The sequence below is a fragment of the Paenarthrobacter sp. PAE-2 genome, assembly GCF_026013155.1.
In the GTDB taxonomy this organism is placed as follows: Bacteria; Actinomycetota; Actinomycetes; order Actinomycetales; family Micrococcaceae; genus Arthrobacter; species Arthrobacter ureafaciens.
The window spans coordinates 36,026-51,935 of the sequence record NZ_JAPDNV010000025.1; the positions used below are offsets into that span (position 1 = coordinate 36,026).

The following is a 15,910-nucleotide window of genomic DNA, read 5'->3' on the forward strand; positions in this document are numbered from 1 at the left end:
GCGCGCTCAAGGCCGTACCGCGCAGCTGGATGGCACAGCTTAGGTGATCAGCAGTTCCAGCGCCTCCGCGAGATGGCCAACCTCACGCACCGAGAAGCCTTCGGGGATGACCCCGGCTCCCGCGGGACTGGCCGGAACGATCGCGTGCGTGAAGCCGAGCCGATGGGCTTCCTGGATCCGCTGGTTGATGCCGGGCACAGGACGGACTTCACCTGCCAGCCCCACTTCGCCAAACGCGATCAGGCGCTGCGGAAGGGCCTTGCGGGACTTGGCAGATGCGACAGCGAGGGCCACCGCCAGGTCCGTTGCGGGTTCGCTCAGTTTCACCCCGCCCACGGTCGCCACATAGGAATCGTCCTTGTGCAGCATGCATCCCGCCCGCTGCTGGAGCACGGCCAGCAGCATGGCAACACGGGAACTCTCCAAGCCGCTGGTGGCCCGCCGCGGTTGGGCGTTGGCGCTGTCCGCCAAGAGTGACTGCACCTCTGCAAGGAGCGGGCGCCGCCCCTCCATGGTGACCGTGATGCAGGTACCCGAAACGGGCTCGCGGGTCCGCGAAACAAACAGCCCGCTGGGGTCGGCCAGCCCCTCGATTCCGGCCTCGTTCAGGTCGAAGCAGCCGACGTCGTCCGTGGCGCCGTAGCGGTTCTTGACGGCGCGAAGCAAGCGAAGCCGTGAGTGGCGCTCGCCTTCGAACTGGCACACAACGTCCACCAGGTGTTCAAGGAGCCGCGGCCCGGCAATGTTTCCGTCCTTGGTGACGTGGCCAACCAGGAGAGTGGTCATGTTGCGGCGTTTGGCAGCGGCGATGATCGAAGCCGCGACTTCGCGCACCTGGGAAACACCGCCAGCGCTGCCTTCAACGTCGGCACTGCTCAGCGTCTGTACCGAGTCCACGATGAGGAGTTTGGGTTCCAACTTTTCCACCTGGCCAAGCGCCTGGCCCAGATCCGTCTCTGCCGACAGGTAAAGGGTGTGCGCCACCGCGTCGATCCGCTCGGCCCTCAACTTCACCTGTGCAGCGGACTCTTCACCCGTGATGTAGAGGACGTCCTGCCCTGTGCGGGCAAACTTCGCGGCGACGTCCAGCAGGAGTGTGGACTTCCCGACGCCGGGTTCGCCGGCGAGCAGGATGACGGCGCCGGGGACCAGCCCTCCTCCCAGGACGCGGTCGAGTTCGTCCACGCCGGTGGGCAGGAACGCTGCGGTTGTCCCGTCTACCTCAGCGATCCGGCGGGCCGGCTCCAGCACTGTAGCGGCCGCCGTCGTGCGCGCAACCGTGGCGCCGTACTCCTCGACTGTTCCCCAGGCCTGGCACTCGCCGCATCGACCCACCCACTTGATGGCGGTCCAGCCACATTCGGCGCATTTGTAAGCGGGTGTCTTGGATGCACGGGACGTCTTGGAAGCCATGCGTTCAAGGTTAGCCGGGGGGACTGACAGGATGAGGCGGCGATCTGTTCCGAGAGTTGATCCGGGACAGGGGTGCGGTACGGGTCCTCGGGCATCAGCGGATTGATTCGAGCCGCCACGCGGCGTGCAGCGGCTCCCGGCGAAGTGTGAAAGTCCGCAGTTCCGCCCCTGCCGTGGGGAGTCTGGCTTGGACTTGCCAGTGCTCGCGCGGGGTGTCACCTGCGGCGTCTTGCGTGAACCAGTGGTCGGCGTGAATGTCCGGGTCCACCATCCAGATCCCTCCGTCATGCCGGATGGCCATCGGGGTGCCGTCGGGGCTGAACCGGACAGCGACCTCATGGAGTGCGCAGTTCGGGTGTTCGGGTGCCAGGGTCATGAGGGGCTTCTTTCTACTTGTCAGCCGGGTCAGGCGGCTTTGACGAGGGGGAGTTCGTCCCAGTGGGTGGTGTATCTGGGGGAGAGCATGTCGCGTTTCATGGTCCAGTCGGGTCCGCCGCGGATGCCTGCGTGCCCGAGGCCGATGGTTCCGCGTCCATAGCGTTTGGAGACGTCCTCGAGCAGGGTCCCAACGCCGCGTTCCTCGTGGGGATTCCGGAACAGTTCCAGCGGCTTCTGGTTCCCGGTGGGACGCAGGTCGGTGACCATGATTCCCGCCCGGACGTACTTCACGCCTTCATGGATTTGGGGGAGCAGTGCGTGGGCGGCCTTGGTGAGCAGCACGGGGTCGGCGGTTGGTGCGGGCAGGGTCAGGCAGACTGACGGGAAGGATTTCTCGTTGGGGTTGAAGTGGGACGTCGCGGCGAACGCGGTCAGGACCTTGGCCTGCAGATCGTGTTTTGCCAGGCGTGCAGAGGCCATCTGGGCGTAGACGCTCATGACCTGCCGCAACCCCGCCGCCGTGGTGATCGGCGTGGAGAAGGAACGGGAGAAGATCAGTTGGTCCCTGCCGACGCGTTCCTCTTCCATGGGGATGCAGGGTGTGCCTTGCAGTTCCAGGACGGTGCGCATCATGACGATGGAGAATTTGTCCCGGATCGCCACGGGGTTCGCCCGGGCCAGATCCAGAATCGAAAAGATGCCCATCGCGTTCAGGCGCTTGGTGAGCCGGGTGGCCACTCCCCAAATTTCGATCACGGAAAGCCGCCCCATCAGCGCTTCGCGTTGTTCCGCGGGTACTGATTCCCACCTGCATACGCCACGGAAGGCCGGATTGTGCTTGGCCCATTTGTTGCACAGCTTGGCCAGGGTCTTGGTGGGGGCTATGCCGACGCAGACGGGCACGCCGACGTGTCGCCGGCAGGCCGTACGAATGGTCCGGCCCAGCTCCAGCAGTTGCTCCGGTTCGCCTTTGACGCCCAGGAATGCTTCGTCGATTGAGTAGACCTCCAACCAGGCCGAGTAGCGGCCCAGCAATTCCATGACCCGGGCGGAGATGTCGCCGTAGAGTTCGTAGTTACTGGAGAGGGCCACCAGACCCCATTCCTTGGCGCGGGGCCGGAGTTTGAACCACGGCTCGCCGAGGCCGATTCCCAGCTTCTTGGCTTCGGGGGAGCGGGTGACCGCGCAGCCGTCATTGTTGGAGAGCACTATCACCGGTTTGCCTTCCAGGGACGGGTTGAAGGCGCGCTCGGCCGAAGCGTAGAAGCAGTTAACGTCCACGTGCGCGATTTCCTGCATCCGGCGCATCAGTGCTGGCTTAGACATGGTGCAGGCACCTCGTGGCCACGCCCCAGATGGTGAGTTCGGACAGCGCCGGAACCACGATGTCCGGAAAACGGGGATTGTCTGCCTGCAGAATCACGGCAGTGGGGGTGATCCGGAGCCGTTTGATGGTCAGTTCCCCGTCAAGCACCGCGATCACCACGGAGCCGTCCTTCGGTTCCAAGGCACGGTTGACGATCAGTTCGTCCCCGTCACTGATCCCGGCCTGCTCCATCGACTGCCCGGTAACCCGCACGATGAATGTGCTGGTCACATCTTTAATCAGGTGCTCGTTGAGGTCGATCCGGCCCTCAAAGTAGTCCTGTGCCGGCGAGGGATAACCGGCGGCCACCGCGACCGGCGCCACCAGGATCCTCACCAGAGACAGCCCCGCATCTATCACGCGGGGGCCAACTATCACGCCCACAACACACCTTTTATTCGAATTTATGTTCGAATTTAACTGTACTGCAGGCGGCCGACAAAATAGCTTCTTAATCGAACGCATCCGAGGCGACTCTTCGCTGTGGCCCGGCCGCCAGTGGTTACGAGGCCATCAGATCAGTGCGGAACGCCGTTCAATGAGGAGTGTGTCGCGCCATTGCCCGGCGAGTGGACCGTGCGGCATGCGGGCGATGCGATTGCGGCGTCCGACTACTGTGAAGCCGTGGGCCTTGTGGAGTTTGAGGCTGGGTTCGTTTTCGGGGAAGACGCTGGATTGAATAGTCCAGATCCCTGCGCTCTCGGTGGAGGCGATCAGTGCCTGGAGCAGGGCGGCGCCGATGCCCTGACCGTGGGCGTCCGTGCTGACGTAGATGGAGTGTTCGACCACTCCGGCGTATGCGGTCCGGGATGACACCGGCGTGACGGCTGCCCAGCCCAGAGCGGCCCGGCCTGGCAGGCCAGCGACGTGGCGGTGGCCGGGGAGCCGCGTGGTGTTGAACGCCTCCCAGTCGGGGGCGGTCGATTCGAACGTGGCGTGGCCGCCGTCGATCCCTTCCTGGTAGATCCTTCGCACCGCGGGCCAGTCCCCGGGCTGCATTGCCCTGATCGGCGCTGCGGGGCTCACAGCGCGGCGAGTGTCGCGGCGACCTCATCGAGGGCGCCGGGGACGAGGGAGAAGTAGGCCCACGTGCCGCGCTTCTCCCGGTGCAGCAGCCCGGCCTCTACCAGTACTTTGAGGTGGTGGGACACGGTTGGTTGGCTCAGTTCCAGCGGCCCGGGGAGGTCGCATACGCACGCTTCGCCTGTGGATGAGGCCTTGACGATGGAGAGCAGCCGGAGCCGGTTCGGGTCCGCCAGGGCTTTGAAGACCAGGGCCCGCTGCTTGGCGTCCTCGGCATCGAGGGCAGCGGCGTCGGGGGCGCAGCAGCCACGATCGGCGGTAGTAGCCGGTTCGATGGTCAGCGGAGAAGTCATCTCCCCATTATGCCCGAATATTGACAAGCATCAATATCAAGTTACGGTCAGGCCGTCTCTTTGGCCGGGTGCGGAACGACGACGTCGTCCGGGGCGCTCCCTGCCGCGGGGAACAGGGCCAGTAGTAGGCCCAGGCCCAGTGCGGCACCAGTGATCTGGGCGAGGATGAAGCCGGGAACGGAGACCGGGGCGATGCCTGCGAAGGTATCGGTGAAAATCCGGCCGATGGTCACGGCTGGGTTCGCGAACGAGGTCGAGGACGTGAACCAGTATGCGGCCCCGATGTATGCCCCGACCGCCGGGGCGGCCAGCAGTCCGCGGTTTGTGCGGGCCAGGGAGAAGATGAGAAGGATGAGCCCGGCGGTGGCGACGACTTCGGCAACCAGGTGCCCGGGCGTGGTGCGGTCCTTGGTTGAGATCGAGGTCCCGAGGTCGAACATCACGTTGGCCAGGATGCTGCCGCCGATCGCGCCAGCGACCTGCGCCGCTGCGTAGGTGCCGAGTTCGGTCAGGGTCAGTCCGGTACCATGGCGCCGGCCCAGGAACCAGTCCGCCGCGGAAACTACCGGGTTGAAGTGCGCCCCGCTGACGGGGCCGAACGCCAGGATCAGCACCGTGAGCCCCAGCACCGTGGCGGTGCTGTTTTCCAGCAACTGCAGGCCGACGTCGTTCGGGGACAACTGCTGCGCGGCGATCCCGGACCCGACCACGACGGCGACAAGCAGGCAGGTGCCGATCAGTTCGGCCAAGGCGCGGCGCCACAATGGCGGCTGCTGTGAAGTCATGCCACAAGCTTGACCCGGAAAATTAACTCAGTCAAAATTGAACCAATGGAAACTGAACGAAATACCTTTGACGTTCGGCTAGCGAAGCATGCGGCCCTGGCCGACGCTGCCCGGCTGCGGATCGTGGATCTGCTCACCCTGGGTGACTACTCGCCCGGCGAACTGCAGGCCGAGCTTCGCATCCCCTCCAACCTGCTCTCCCACCACCTGCGCACCCTCGAGGTTGCAGGCCTGGTCGGGCGGCACCGCTCCGAAGCGGACAAGCGCCGCAGCTACCTCAGCCTCACCCCTGGCTCCCTGGATGGCCTCACTCCCGGTGCCGGGCATGCCGTGCACCGGGTGTTGTTCGTGTGCACCCACAACAGTGCCCGCTCCCAACTGGCTACCGCCCTCTGGCGGCAGGCGAGCGATATCCCGGCCGCTTCCGCGGGCACCCACCCTGCCGAGCGCATCGCGCCCGGGGCTGTTGAGATCGCGGCCAGGCACGGGCTGGACCTCGGCCCCCGCGCTCCGCAGCACCTGGATGACGTCGCCGACGGGCGCGACTTCGTCATCACCGTCTGTGACAGTGCCCACGAAGAGCTCGCCTCCCCGCCAAGCAATATTCACTGGTCCGTTCCGGACCCCGTCCGGTCCGGAACCCCCGCCGCTTTCGAGCACGCCTACCAGGACATCACCCGCCGAATCAGCGACCTCGTCCCACGTTTGCACGCCGCCTGAACACCCACTCCACCCCCCCCAACGCCGGGGCCAAGCCTTGCCTCATCTAAATATTGACAATCATCAATGTTTTGGGAAATACTCCCTACATCGACGAACATCAATATCTGGAGGGTGTGGGTTGCGGCCCGGAATACCCAAGCCGAACAGCTCACCCAACCCAAACCCAGGAGAACTCCTTATGAGCAGCGAAACCGTCAAGAAGCCGTCCGTTCTGTTCGTCTGCGTCCACAACGCCGGCCGGTCCCAGATGGCCGCAGCGTTCCTGACCACTCTGGCGCAAGGCGCGATCGAGGTCCGCTCCGCCGGTTCCCAGCCCGCGGACAAGGTTAACCCCGCAGCCGTCGAGGCCATGGCCGAACTCGGCATCGACATGTCCGCCGAGATCCCGAAGGTCCTGACCACCGAGGCCGTGCAGGACTCGGACGTTGTGATCACGATGGGCTGCGGGGACGAATGCCCGTACTTCCCCGGCAAGCGCTACGAGGACTGGGTCCTGGAAGACCCTGCAGGGCAGGGTGTGGAGGCGGTCCGTCCGATCCGGGACGAGATCAAGAGCCGCATCGAGGATCTGATCGCTTCCCTGATCCCAGCCGCCAAATAACCCGCCCCTTTTTCGTCTCTCTTTTAGGAGCAGTTTCGTGAGCAACGAACAACTGATCATCATCGGTTCCGGCCCTGCCGGGTACACCGCGGCCATTTATGCCGCCCGCGCTGGCCTCAAGCCTTTGGTCCTGGCCGGGTCCGTCACCGCTGGCGGGGCGCTGATGAACACAACTGAGGTGGAGAACTTCCCGGGCTTCCCGGGCGGGATCCAAGGCCCCGAACTGATGGACGGTCTGCAGGAACAGGCTGAGAAGTTTGGTGCGCAGGTGGTGTTCGATGACGTCACCGAAGTTGATCTCACCGGTCACCTTAAGCGCGTGGTCACGGGCGCCGGCGAGACGCATGAGGCCCCGGCGGTCATCCTCGCGACTGGCTCGGCTTATAAAGAGCTCGGCCTGGCCGAAGAGAAGAAACTGTCCGGTCACGGGGTGTCCTGGTGTGCCACCTGCGACGGGTTCTTCTTCAAGGACCAGGACATCATCGTCGTCGGGGGCGGGGACTCCGCCATGGAAGAAGCGACGTTCCTGACCCGCTTCGCCAAGTCCGTCACCGTCGTGGTCCGCAAGGACGAACTCCGGGCCTCCCGGATCATGGCCCAGCGCGCCAAGGACAACCCCAAGATCAGTTTCGCCTTCAATTCCGCCATCACCGCCATTCACGGCGACACCAAGGTCACCGGTGTCACCCTCACCGACACCCGCACCGGAGCGACCCGGCAACAGGCCGCGACCGGGATCTTCGTCGCGATCGGGCACCTGCCCCGCACCGATCTGGTCACCGGACAGGTCGAGCTGGACGACGAGGGCTACATCAAGGTTGACTCACCCACCACGCTCACCAACCTCTCCGGTGTTTTCGCCTGCGGGGACGCCGTGGACCACCGCTACCGGCAGGCCATCACGGCCGCCGGCACCGGATGCGCGGCAGCATTGGACGCCGAACGCTACCTCGCCGCGCTGGAGGACTCAGACAGCATCGCCACCGCCCTGGTCGCAGAACCCACGCACGCCTAAGCGCACGATCAGGGGAGGGGGGTGACGCCTGCCGGACCCATAAGGACCGGCAGGTCCCTTCCCGAAACCACCGCACCAACGGACACAGAACAGAGGACAGCATGGATAAGGCCTCCAACCTTCCCGTCGCCGTGATCGGCGCCGGCCCGGTAGGGCTCGCCGCCGCAGCGCACCTGCTCGAACAAGGCCTGGACCCGGTCATCTTCGAAGCAGGCCCCACCGCGGGATCCGCGATCGAGCACTGGCGGCACATCCGGCTGTTCTCCCCGTGGCGGTTCAACCTTGACGCCGCAGCCGTGCGGCTACTCGAGGCTACGGGGTGGGAACACCCGCGCCCGACCGCCCTGCCCTACGGTGGGGAATTGATCGATAATTACCTCGCGCCGCTGGCCGCCACAGAACCGATCGCGTCCTGCCTCCACACCAACGCACGGGTCATTGCCGTCACTCGGAATGGCCTGGACAAAACCCACAGCAAGAACCGGGACACCACTGCATTCACCGTCCGCGTCGACCACGGCAACGGGGAGATCCGGGACCACGCCGTGGCCGCGGTCATTGACGCCTCAGGAACCTGGTCCACGCGCAACCCGCTGGGCACGTCCGGCCTGCCCGCCATCGGCGAAGAACAAGCCGGTACGCGGATCTCCTCGCCCCTGCCCGACGTCACCGGCCGGGACCGCGAAGCATTCGCCGGCCGCCGTGTGCTGGTTGTCGGTGCCGGCCACTCGGCGGCGAATACCCTGATTAACCTGGCCGACCTGGCCAAAACAGAGCCCACCACCCGGGTCCTCTGGGCCGTCCGCGGCGCGAGCGCTGAGAAGGTCTACGGTGGCGGTGACGCCGACGGGCTCCCGGCCCGCGGCCAGCTCGGCTCCCGCCTGCGTCGCCTCGTCGAAGCCGGAACCATCGAACTGCATACCGGGTACGGGATCAGCACCATCAAAACCCTCAACACGGGAGTCACGGTCGAGGCCGTGGACGGCCGCACCCTCGAGGCCGACGTCATCGTCCCGTGCACCGGGTTCCGGCCCGATCTGGATATCCTGCGTGAACTGCGCCTGAACCTGGACCCGGCCGTTGAAGCACCCACCGAACTTGGCCCCCTCATCGACCCGGAATTCCACTCCTGCGGGACCGTCCCACCCCACGGCGCGAAGCTTCTCGCCCACCCGGAAAAGGACTTCTACATTGTCGGGATGAAGTCGTACGGGCGGGCCCCGACGTTCCTGCTTGCCACCGGCTACGAGCAAGTCCGCTCCGTCGCGGCCGCCCTTGCCGGAGACCAGGAAGCCGCCGACACTGTCCATCTGGACCTGCCCGAAACGGGTGTTTGCTCCACCGATGCCGGCACCAGCTGTGATATCCCCACCAACAAAACTGAAGAGCAAGAGTCCCAAAGTGGTTGCTGCTCGGCTCCGGAGCCGGCGTTCGTCGGGTTCCCGACCGGGCTGGCCCACGGACGCTCGGGCCAGAACCAGTCCAATTAAAGAGATGAAGTGACGGCCAGCCGGCCTTGAAGCCGGCGGCGGCTGGGGGGAGAGTCTCGGTCTCAGAAGACTCTGTCGCCGCCGGCTTCGTCATGGGCCGGACCGCCCTACGGCGGCCGGAGCACCGGTTGTGGAGACCACCGATGCGGTGTTGCGAAGTGGAATTCCGGCGATGCTTGGGGCTTGTCCGGCCTTCCAAGAAACAGTTAACCGTCCGGCGGAACGGGGAACACGAGTAGTCGGTACTCGTTAAATCGGCGCCTCGAAGGGGCCCACTACTTGGTTCTACCCGCCAGCCGGAAAACCTACCCTCCCCGCCCGTTCCTCGCGGCATCCACGAACACCGCCAGGCCCAGGACACCGAGCGCAACTCCCAGCGAAGCCACAACGTCGGTGAGCCAGTGATATCCCAGGTACAGCCGGCTGTAGGCGACCAGCAGCGTCAGAAGAGCGGCGGCGCCATACGCCAGGACCGCCGTCGTGCGCGTTCCGGAACGCGAGCACAGCAGGTAGGCGAGGACGAACGCCAGTACCGAGGCGCCGAGGGTGTGGCCGGAGGGGAAGGACAGGGCGTCGTCGGGCCCAAGCAGAAAATCCGTGGAGGGTGGCCTGGAACGCGTCACTTCCAGTTTGACCACGGTGGCAAGCACTACTGAGACAACCATGGCGCCCAGCAGCACGGCAGGACGCCACAGCTCCCGTTTCCACGCCGCCCAGACCACGGCAATCAGCCCCGCGGCGATCGACGTGACCGTTGGCGATGTCAGTGCCGAAACTGCCGCGAGGAAGCCGTTGACCAAAGGACTGCGCGAATCCACGAGCAATGTGTGGACGGTTCCGTCAAGGGTGGCAAGCCCGCTGGAGGACAGGACAGCGGCAAACATCAACCAGAAAATGGCATCTCCGGCCACGAACAGGGCTCCGGCCCAAAGGAACAGCACGCGCTGGCGGGGCCGCAGGGGCGGGCCGGGCCGGAAACGCGCGGGGGAACGCATTGATGACGCAGGGAGCATCGCTCCATTATCCACAGCGGACTTGAGCCTTCGCTGGGAGCGGCGCGCAAAGCCCAAAGTCAGAGCCGCGGCAAAACCGAGCGTGCCTCTTCCGGCTCCAGCCCGCTGGCTTCAAGCAGGTCCACCAGGAGCGGCCTGAACAGCATCACCACCGCCTCCCCCTCCAACCGCTGCACATCGAGCATCTTCGGGTGCACGCGCGAGGCCACCATGGTCAGCTCGGTGCGGGCACGCCGCATGTGGGCCCGTCGCGCGCCGTCGTTCTGCTCCGCCAAACCGAGGGCCAGCTCATCGATTGCTGCGGCGGTCTCCTGCAGGACTTCGGCGATGTTGTCGATCGCCTCATCGGAGAGTGCCGCGTGGTTGATCGCGCTGGTCAGCCTGCGGGCAAAGACCCGGCTGTTACGCAGCGCGAGGTCGATGTACTCCAGGGAATGTTCCAGTCCCGCCAGTTCATCCCTGTGCCTTCGATGCGCGGGAGCGAGCGTTGCCACCTCGCCTGACGCCCGCAGCGTCTGCCGCATACGATCCACCAGCGCCTGGCAGTTGCGGCCGCGGATCAGCGCATGCCACGCGGCGGTGGAGTCACTGTCGATCATCGCCTTCGCGCAGTCGCGCAGGATTTCCGCCAGCTCGTCCAGGATCTCCCGAATGTCCTTCCGGGGCTCCCTGCGTGGGTCCTTCGGCATGAGGACGGTCACCAGGAGCGCGAACACTCCGCCCACCACTGCGTCCAGGCTGCGCGTGAACGGCCCGCCGGCCGGCGCCGGCAGCAGCACTACCAAGAGCGACTGCAGGCCCAGCTGGGTGGTGAAGATGGTGCCGCTGTCCAGGAACCTGGCCAGCAGGATGGAGAAAAGAAGTACGACGGCGGCCTGCCAGATTCCGGCGCCCAGCCAGTGGAGCAGGAGGTCGCCTACAACGATGCCTAGCGTGCAGCCCAAACCCACCTCGATCACGCGACGCAGGCGTGGATCGCGGGAGAACCCCAGCGCAATCAAGGATGACGTTGCGGCGAACAGGGGGCCTTGGTGGCCAAGGACGTATTCGGCAAACGCGTAAGCGCCCACCGCGCAGACGGTCATCTGGATGGCGGGCACCAGTGAGTTCCGGCTCCGCACCAGGCCGGTCCTCAGCCGGGTACGGACAAACCTCTTGCTTGCGGAGAGTCCCTTCGTGGCGGCCATGCCTTCCAGTCTATTTGTGAAAACGCGCCACCAACCTCAAGGTGGCACGCGCCACATAACCCAATGGTCCGCCGTCGTTCACTTTCCGTTCACTTTCCGCCACAGGTCCCGTTACCTGCGCTCCATACCTTCAGTTAAGGCACAAAAGGTCCACAGATCACCCGCGCCGAAATCTCCGTTCGGCAGCATCTGAAATCCCTGGAAGGGGCACATACAAGTGAAGGCAACTCACTTCGGCCGTACTGCGGCCATCGCGGTCATCGCAGCTGGCGCACTCGCGCTCACCGCTTGTGGTTCCGACAACGCAACCGGCACCTCCGCCGGCACGCAGTCCGCCGCATCCGGTACCAAGGTCACCGGCACCCTCACGGGCATCGGCGCCTCCTCCACCGGCGCCGCAATGGATGCTTGGAAGGCCGGTTTCTCCACTGCCAACCAGGGCGCAACCGTTCAGTACTCCCCGGATGGTTCCGGTGCGGGCCGCAAGGCCATCGTTGACGGTTCGGCCCAGTTCGCCGGTTCCGACGCCTACCTGAAGGATGAGGAACTGGAGGCCTCCAAGGCCAAGTGCGGTCCCGATGGCGCAATCAACATCCCGGTCTACATCTCCCCGATCGCTGTTGCTTTCAACGTCCCGGGCATCACCGAACTGAAGCTTGACGCAGCCACCGTAGCCAAAATCTTCCGCGGCGAGATCACCAACTGGAACGATCCCGCAATCGCAGCCCTGAATTCCGGCGTCACCCTGCCGGACCTCAAGGTCACCCCGGTCAACCGCTCTGACGACTCCGGCACCACCTCCAACTTCACCGACTACCTCGCAACTGCTGCTCCCGAGGTTTGGACGGATAAGGCTGCAGGCGTTTGGCCCGCATCCCTGAAGGGCGAGAACGCCAAGGGCACATCCGGCGTCGTCAAGACCGTCACCGACACCCCCGGTGCCGTGACCTACGCTGATGACTCCGCTGTCTCCGGCAAGCTGGGCACCGCATCCATCAAGGTAGGCGAAGAGTTCGTCAAGATTTCCGCTGAGGCCGCTGCCAAGGCTGTTGAAGCCGGCAAGCCCGTTGATGGCCGCGCCACCAACGACATTGCCATCAAGCTGGACCGCAAGACCACCGCTTCCGGCGCCTACCCGGTAGTGCTCGTCTCCTACCACGTTGTGTGCACCACGTACGAAACCAAGGATGTGGCTGACCTGGTCAAGGCCTTCGAAACCTACGTCGTCTCCGACGAGGGCCAGAAGACCGCCGCTGACGCCGCAAAGTCCGCACCGCTTTCCAAGGCGCTGCAGGACAAGGCCAAGGCCGCCATCGAAACCATCAAGGCCAAGGCCTAAGGTTTCCCGGCGGGCTTGCCCGGACCGGCTGAACACTGAAGTTCCCTGTCCCGGATGCCGGTGGCCAGAAGCCACCGTTCCGGGGCAGGGAACTTAGCCATGTAAGACCAGTTCACTCCAGACTTAAGGACCGTGAAGTGACCACCAACTCCCTGACAACCTCCCAAGGCGCAGGACGCGCCGGGGACAAGGTTTTCTCCGGGGCCGCCTTGGCCGCAGGGTGCCTGATTCTCGCGGTTCTCTTCGGAGTCGCGCTGTTCCTGGTCGTCCAGGCCATCCCGGCTCTCGTTGCCCCTCCGGAGGACATCCAAGGCGGGCACGGCTTCTTTGCCTACATCGCCCCGATCGTGGTGGGTACGCTCATTGCCGCCGTGATCGCCCTTGTCATCGCTACTCCTGTGGCAATCGGCGTGGCGCTGTTCATCTCGCACTACGCTCCCCGCCGGCTTGCCTCGGGCCTGGGCTACGTGGTGGACCTCCTGGCCGCCATCCCTTCCGTTGTTTACGGTGCCTGGGGTGCAGCGTTCCTCGCCAAGGAAATCTCCCCGGCCTACGACTGGCTTGCCAACAACCTGGGCTGGATTCCGATCTTCCAGGGCCCGGCCTCCGCCACCGGCAAGACGATCCTCACCGCGGGCATCGTCCTGTCCGTCATGGTCCTTCCCATCATCACCTCTCTGTCCCGCGAAATCTTCCTGCAGACCCCCAAGCTGCACGAGGAAGCCGCGCTGGCACTGGGAGCGACCCGCTGGGAAATGATCCGCATGGCCGTCTTCCCGTTCGGCCGCCCGGGCATTATCAGCGCCATCATGCTGGGCCTGGGCCGGGCGCTCGGCGAGACCATGGCCGTCGCGCTGGTGCTCTCCTCGGGCGCCCTGACTGCGAGCCTGATCCAGTCCGGCAACCAGACCATCGCCGCGGAAATCGCCCTGAACTTCCCGGAAGCAAGCGGCCTCAAGGTCAACACGCTGATCGCCGCAGGCCTGGTGCTGTTCGTCATCACCCTTGGCGTGAACATGATCGCCCGTTGGATCATCACCAAGCACAAAGAATTCTCGGGAGCCAACTAAATGACCGCCACAGCAGTCCGCAAGCGCTCCGCGCTCACCAAGGGCCAACTGCCAAAGTTCGCGCCCTACGTTGTCCTGGCCGTCGCGCTGATCGTTGGCGCGGCCATTCTGGCCTTGATTGGCTTCAACGCCTTCGGCTGGGGGCTTGTCTCCGCGATCCTCTTCACCGTCGGCCTGGTGGCGTGGAGCGGTGCCGTTGAAGGTGCCCGCAAAGCCAAGGACAAGCTGGCCACCTGCCTGGTGGTCGGGGCCTTCCTGGTGGCGCTCCTGCCCCTGGTTTCCGTGATTTGGACCGTTCTGGTGAACGGAATCCCCGGGCTTGTCACTCCGGGCTTCCTGAGCACGTCCATGAACGGGGTCACCGGCGTCTACGACAACAAGGCAGTCGAGGAAGGCGGCGCGGTCTTCGGCGGTATCTACCATGCACTGTTGGGCACCGTCCAGATCACGCTCCTGGCCACTGTCATTTCCGTGCCCGTCGGGCTCCTCACCGCCATCTACCTGGTGGAGTACGGCGCAGACCGACCTTTGGCCAAGGCGATCACCTTCTTCGTGGACGTCATGACCGGCATCCCGTCCATCGTGGCCGGCCTGTTTGCGGCTGCGTTCTTCTTCGCAGTCGTGGGCCCCGGCACCAAGACCGGTGCGGTGGCCGCCGTCGCGCTTTCAGTCCTGATGATTCCGGTGGTTGTCCGCTCCAGCGAGGAAATGCTCAAGATTGTCCCGAACGAGCTTCGCGAGGCATCCTACGCGCTCGGTGTCCGGAAATGGCGCACCATCCTGAAGGTTGTTATTCCGACGGCGATCTCCGGTATTGCTTCCGGCGTCACCTTGGCAATCGCCCGGGTCATCGGCGAAACCGCGCCGATCCTGGTGACGGCCGGTTTCGCTACCACCATCAACAACAACGTGTTCGGCGGCTGGATGGCCTCCCTGCCCACGTTCATTTACACGCAGATCCTGAACCCGACGTCGCCGTCCAACCCCGGCCCCTCGGACCAGCGTGCGTGGGGTGCGGCCCTGGTGCTGATCATCCTGGTGATGCTCCTGAACCTCGGAGCACGCCTGATCGCCCGTCTCTTCGCTCCGAAAACAGGCCGCTGACCGGGCCCACGGCCCGTCCCGCCCCAAAAACTTCCAGACCCCCAAGGAACAAAGGAACACCATGTCCAAGCGCATCGACGTCAAAGACTTGAATGTCTACTACGGCAACTTCCTGGCCGTTGAAGACGTCAACATCAACATCGAAGCCAAGTCCGTCACGGCCTTCATTGGCCCGTCCGGCTGCGGCAAGTCCACCTTCCTCCGGACCCTCAACCGCATGCACGAGGTCCTTCCCGGCGCCCGTGTTGAGGGCGAGGTCCTGCTCGACGGCGATAACCTCTATGGCCCCGGCGTGGACCCCGTGACCGTGCGCACGCAGGTTGGCATGGTCTTCCAGCGCCCCAACCCGTTCCCCACCATGTCTATCCGCGACAACGTGCTGGCGGGCGTGAAACTGAACAACAAGAAGATTTCCAAGGGCGCAGCCGATGCCTTGGTGGAGAAGTCCTTGGTTGGAGCCAACCTGTGGAACGAGGTCAAGGACCGCCTGGACAAGCCAGGTTCCGGCCTTTCGGGTGGCCAGCAGCAGCGTCTGTGCATCGCCCGCGCCATTGCCGTGGAGCCGCAGGTGATCCTGATGGACGAACCGTGCTCTGCGCTGGACCCGATCTCCACCCTCGCCGTGGAGGACCTCATCAACGAGCTCAAGGACCAGTACACCGTGGTGATCGTGACACACAACATGCAGCAGGCGGCCCGCGTTTCGGATAAGACGGCGTTCTTCAACATTGCCGGTACGGGCAAGCCGGGCAAGCTCATCGAGTTCGCGGACACCACCACCATCTTCAACAACCCGTCCCAAAAGGCCACCGAGGACTACGTGTCCGGCCGCTTCGGATAAGGGTTGTCCAGGCTCCGGTTTCCGTAGGGGACCGGCGGATCACGACGGCGGCCGTCGCCTTGGGGGTACGGCCGCCGTCGTCTTTTTCGTACCCGGCCCCGCACCCAAGTAGGTCGCATTTGTGCGCGTTTTGACCGCTCTAAACGCGCGGAACTGCGACCTAGCGGTTCCGCGCCGTCGGCGCCCCATGGAGTGGGGAAAGTGTGCGT

17 protein-coding genes are annotated in these 15,910 nt (G+C 64.8%); 8 read left to right on the plus strand and 9 right to left on the minus strand.

The window, feature by feature from the left end; all coding sequences use genetic code 11:
* Positions 1-39: 39 nt before the first annotated feature.
* The 7 genes from radA to OCL88_RS14895 form a co-directional block, all read right to left on the minus strand.
* Positions 40-1,413, minus strand: a complete 1,374-nt coding sequence (gene radA, locus OCL88_RS14865) for a DNA repair protein RadA (protein WP_021471333.1) — start codon at positions 1,411-1,413, stop codon at positions 40-42.
* A gap of 94 nt (positions 1,414-1,507) precedes the next feature.
* Entirely contained in the window at positions 1,508-1,789 is a 282-nt protein-coding gene (locus OCL88_RS14870) for a hypothetical protein (protein WP_264963013.1), read from the minus strand.
* 29 nt (positions 1,790-1,818) lie between these two features.
* A complete protein-coding gene (locus OCL88_RS14875; protein WP_264963014.1) occupies positions 1,819-3,117 on the minus strand; it encodes a Y-family DNA polymerase in 1,299 nt (432 codons plus the stop codon).
* Positions 3,110-3,541 (minus strand): LexA family protein, encoded by a 432-nt coding sequence (locus OCL88_RS14880; protein ID WP_031216180.1) that lies wholly within the window; start codon positions 3,539-3,541, stop codon positions 3,110-3,112. The genes OCL88_RS14875 and OCL88_RS14880 overlap by 8 nt, the downstream gene beginning before the upstream one ends.
* 129 nt (positions 3,542-3,670) lie before the next feature.
* A complete protein-coding gene (locus tag OCL88_RS14885) occupies positions 3,671-4,156 on the minus strand; it encodes a GNAT family N-acetyltransferase (protein WP_264963027.1) in 486 nt (161 codons plus the stop codon).
* A gap of 23 nt (positions 4,157-4,179) precedes the next feature.
* Complete coding sequence (locus OCL88_RS14890; RefSeq protein WP_264963015.1) at positions 4,180-4,533, minus strand: ArsR/SmtB family transcription factor; 354 nt, start codon at positions 4,531-4,533, stop codon at positions 4,180-4,182.
* Between the two features lie 47 nt (positions 4,534-4,580).
* The gene (locus OCL88_RS14895; RefSeq protein ID WP_264963016.1) at positions 4,581-5,318 is read right to left on the minus strand and encodes an aquaporin; all 738 of its coding nucleotides are present in this window, start codon (positions 5,316-5,318) and stop codon (positions 4,581-4,583) included.
* Between the two features lie 45 nt (positions 5,319-5,363).
* Here OCL88_RS14895 and OCL88_RS14900 point away from each other — a divergent pair, with 45 nt between their 5' ends.
* The 4 genes from OCL88_RS14900 (at position 5,364) to OCL88_RS14915 (ending at position 9,147) form a co-directional block, all read left to right on the plus strand.
* Positions 5,364-6,038, plus strand: a complete 675-nt coding sequence (locus OCL88_RS14900; RefSeq protein ID WP_264963017.1) for an ArsR family transcriptional regulator — start codon at positions 5,364-5,366, stop codon at positions 6,036-6,038.
* 181 nt (positions 6,039-6,219) lie between these two features.
* Entirely contained in the window at positions 6,220-6,642 is a 423-nt protein-coding gene (locus OCL88_RS14905; RefSeq protein ID WP_264963018.1) for an arsenate reductase ArsC, read from the plus strand.
* A gap of 37 nt (positions 6,643-6,679) precedes the next feature.
* On the plus strand, positions 6,680-7,657 hold the full coding sequence (gene trxB, locus OCL88_RS14910) for a thioredoxin-disulfide reductase (protein WP_264963019.1): 978 nt from the start codon (positions 6,680-6,682) through the stop codon (positions 7,655-7,657).
* A 101-nt stretch (positions 7,658-7,758) separates the two neighbouring features.
* Positions 7,759-9,147 carry an FAD-dependent oxidoreductase gene (locus tag OCL88_RS14915; RefSeq protein ID WP_264963020.1) on the plus strand — a complete coding sequence of 463 codons (1,389 nt, stop codon included), beginning with the start codon at positions 7,759-7,761 and terminating at the stop codon, positions 9,145-9,147.
* A 305-nt stretch (positions 9,148-9,452) separates the two neighbouring features.
* On the opposite strand, the gene OCL88_RS14920 is transcribed toward OCL88_RS14915, so the two are convergent.
* Complete coding sequence (locus OCL88_RS14920; protein ID WP_264963021.1) at positions 9,453-10,160, minus strand: phosphatase PAP2 family protein; 708 nt, start codon at positions 10,158-10,160, stop codon at positions 9,453-9,455.
* A 59-nt stretch (positions 10,161-10,219) separates the two neighbouring features.
* Positions 10,220-11,347 carry an FUSC family protein gene (locus tag OCL88_RS14925; RefSeq protein WP_264963022.1) on the minus strand — a complete coding sequence of 376 codons (1,128 nt, stop codon included), beginning with the start codon at positions 11,345-11,347 and terminating at the stop codon, positions 10,220-10,222.
* Between the two features lie 217 nt (positions 11,348-11,564).
* Between OCL88_RS14925 and pstS the strand changes: the two genes are divergently transcribed.
* The 4 genes from pstS (at position 11,565) to pstB (ending at position 15,701) form a co-directional block, all read left to right on the plus strand.
* Complete coding sequence (gene pstS, locus OCL88_RS14930) at positions 11,565-12,686, plus strand: phosphate ABC transporter substrate-binding protein PstS (RefSeq protein ID WP_264963023.1); 1,122 nt, start codon at positions 11,565-11,567, stop codon at positions 12,684-12,686.
* A 137-nt stretch (positions 12,687-12,823) separates the two neighbouring features.
* Positions 12,824-13,756: a phosphate ABC transporter permease subunit PstC gene (pstC, locus tag OCL88_RS14935; protein WP_264963024.1), complete on the plus strand. Its 933-nt coding sequence runs from the start codon at positions 12,824-12,826 to the stop codon at positions 13,754-13,756.
* The gene (gene pstA / locus OCL88_RS14940; RefSeq protein WP_264963025.1) at positions 13,757-14,860 is read left to right on the plus strand and encodes a phosphate ABC transporter permease PstA; all 1,104 of its coding nucleotides are present in this window, start codon (positions 13,757-13,759) and stop codon (positions 14,858-14,860) included.
* Between the two features lie 61 nt (positions 14,861-14,921).
* On the plus strand, positions 14,922-15,701 hold the full coding sequence (gene pstB, locus OCL88_RS14945) for a phosphate ABC transporter ATP-binding protein PstB (protein ID WP_021471317.1): 780 nt from the start codon (positions 14,922-14,924) through the stop codon (positions 15,699-15,701).
* Positions 15,702-15,910 lie beyond the last annotated feature (209 nt).

What these genes read in the sequence shown, in the direction of transcription:
- OCL88_RS14875 (WP_264963014.1), bottom strand. Translation starts at nt 3,117, where the DNA reads ATGTCTAAGCCAGCACTGATGCGCCGGATGCAGGAAATCGCGCACGTG.
- pstB (WP_021471317.1), top strand. Translation starts at nt 14,922, where the DNA reads ATGTCCAAGCGCATCGACGTCAAAGACTTGAATGTCTACTACGGCAAC.
- OCL88_RS14920 (WP_264963021.1), bottom strand. Translation starts at nt 10,160, where the DNA reads ATGCTCCCTGCGTCATCAATGCGTTCCCCCGCGCGTTTCCGGCCCGGC.
- OCL88_RS14925 (WP_264963022.1), bottom strand. Translation starts at nt 11,347, where the DNA reads ATGGCCGCCACGAAGGGACTCTCCGCAAGCAAGAGGTTTGTCCGTACC.
- OCL88_RS14895 (WP_264963016.1), bottom strand. Translation starts at nt 5,318, where the DNA reads ATGACTTCACAGCAGCCGCCATTGTGGCGCCGCGCCTTGGCCGAACTG.
- OCL88_RS14890 (WP_264963015.1), bottom strand. Translation starts at nt 4,533, where the DNA reads ATGACTTCTCCGCTGACCATCGAACCGGCTACTACCGCCGATCGTGGC.
- radA (WP_021471333.1), bottom strand. Translation starts at nt 1,413, where the DNA reads ATGGCTTCCAAGACGTCCCGTGCATCCAAGACACCCGCTTACAAATGC.
- OCL88_RS14915 (WP_264963020.1), top strand. Translation starts at nt 7,759, where the DNA reads ATGGATAAGGCCTCCAACCTTCCCGTCGCCGTGATCGGCGCCGGCCCG.
- OCL88_RS14905 (WP_264963018.1), top strand. Translation starts at nt 6,220, where the DNA reads ATGAGCAGCGAAACCGTCAAGAAGCCGTCCGTTCTGTTCGTCTGCGTC.
- OCL88_RS14885 (WP_264963027.1), bottom strand. Translation starts at nt 4,156, where the DNA reads ATGCAGCCCGGGGACTGGCCCGCGGTGCGAAGGATCTACCAGGAAGGG.
- pstA (WP_264963025.1), top strand. Translation starts at nt 13,757, where the DNA reads ATGACCGCCACAGCAGTCCGCAAGCGCTCCGCGCTCACCAAGGGCCAA.
- OCL88_RS14900 (WP_264963017.1), top strand. Translation starts at nt 5,364, where the DNA reads ATGGAAACTGAACGAAATACCTTTGACGTTCGGCTAGCGAAGCATGCG.
- OCL88_RS14870 (WP_264963013.1), bottom strand. Translation starts at nt 1,789, where the DNA reads ATGACCCTGGCACCCGAACACCCGAACTGCGCACTCCATGAGGTCGCT.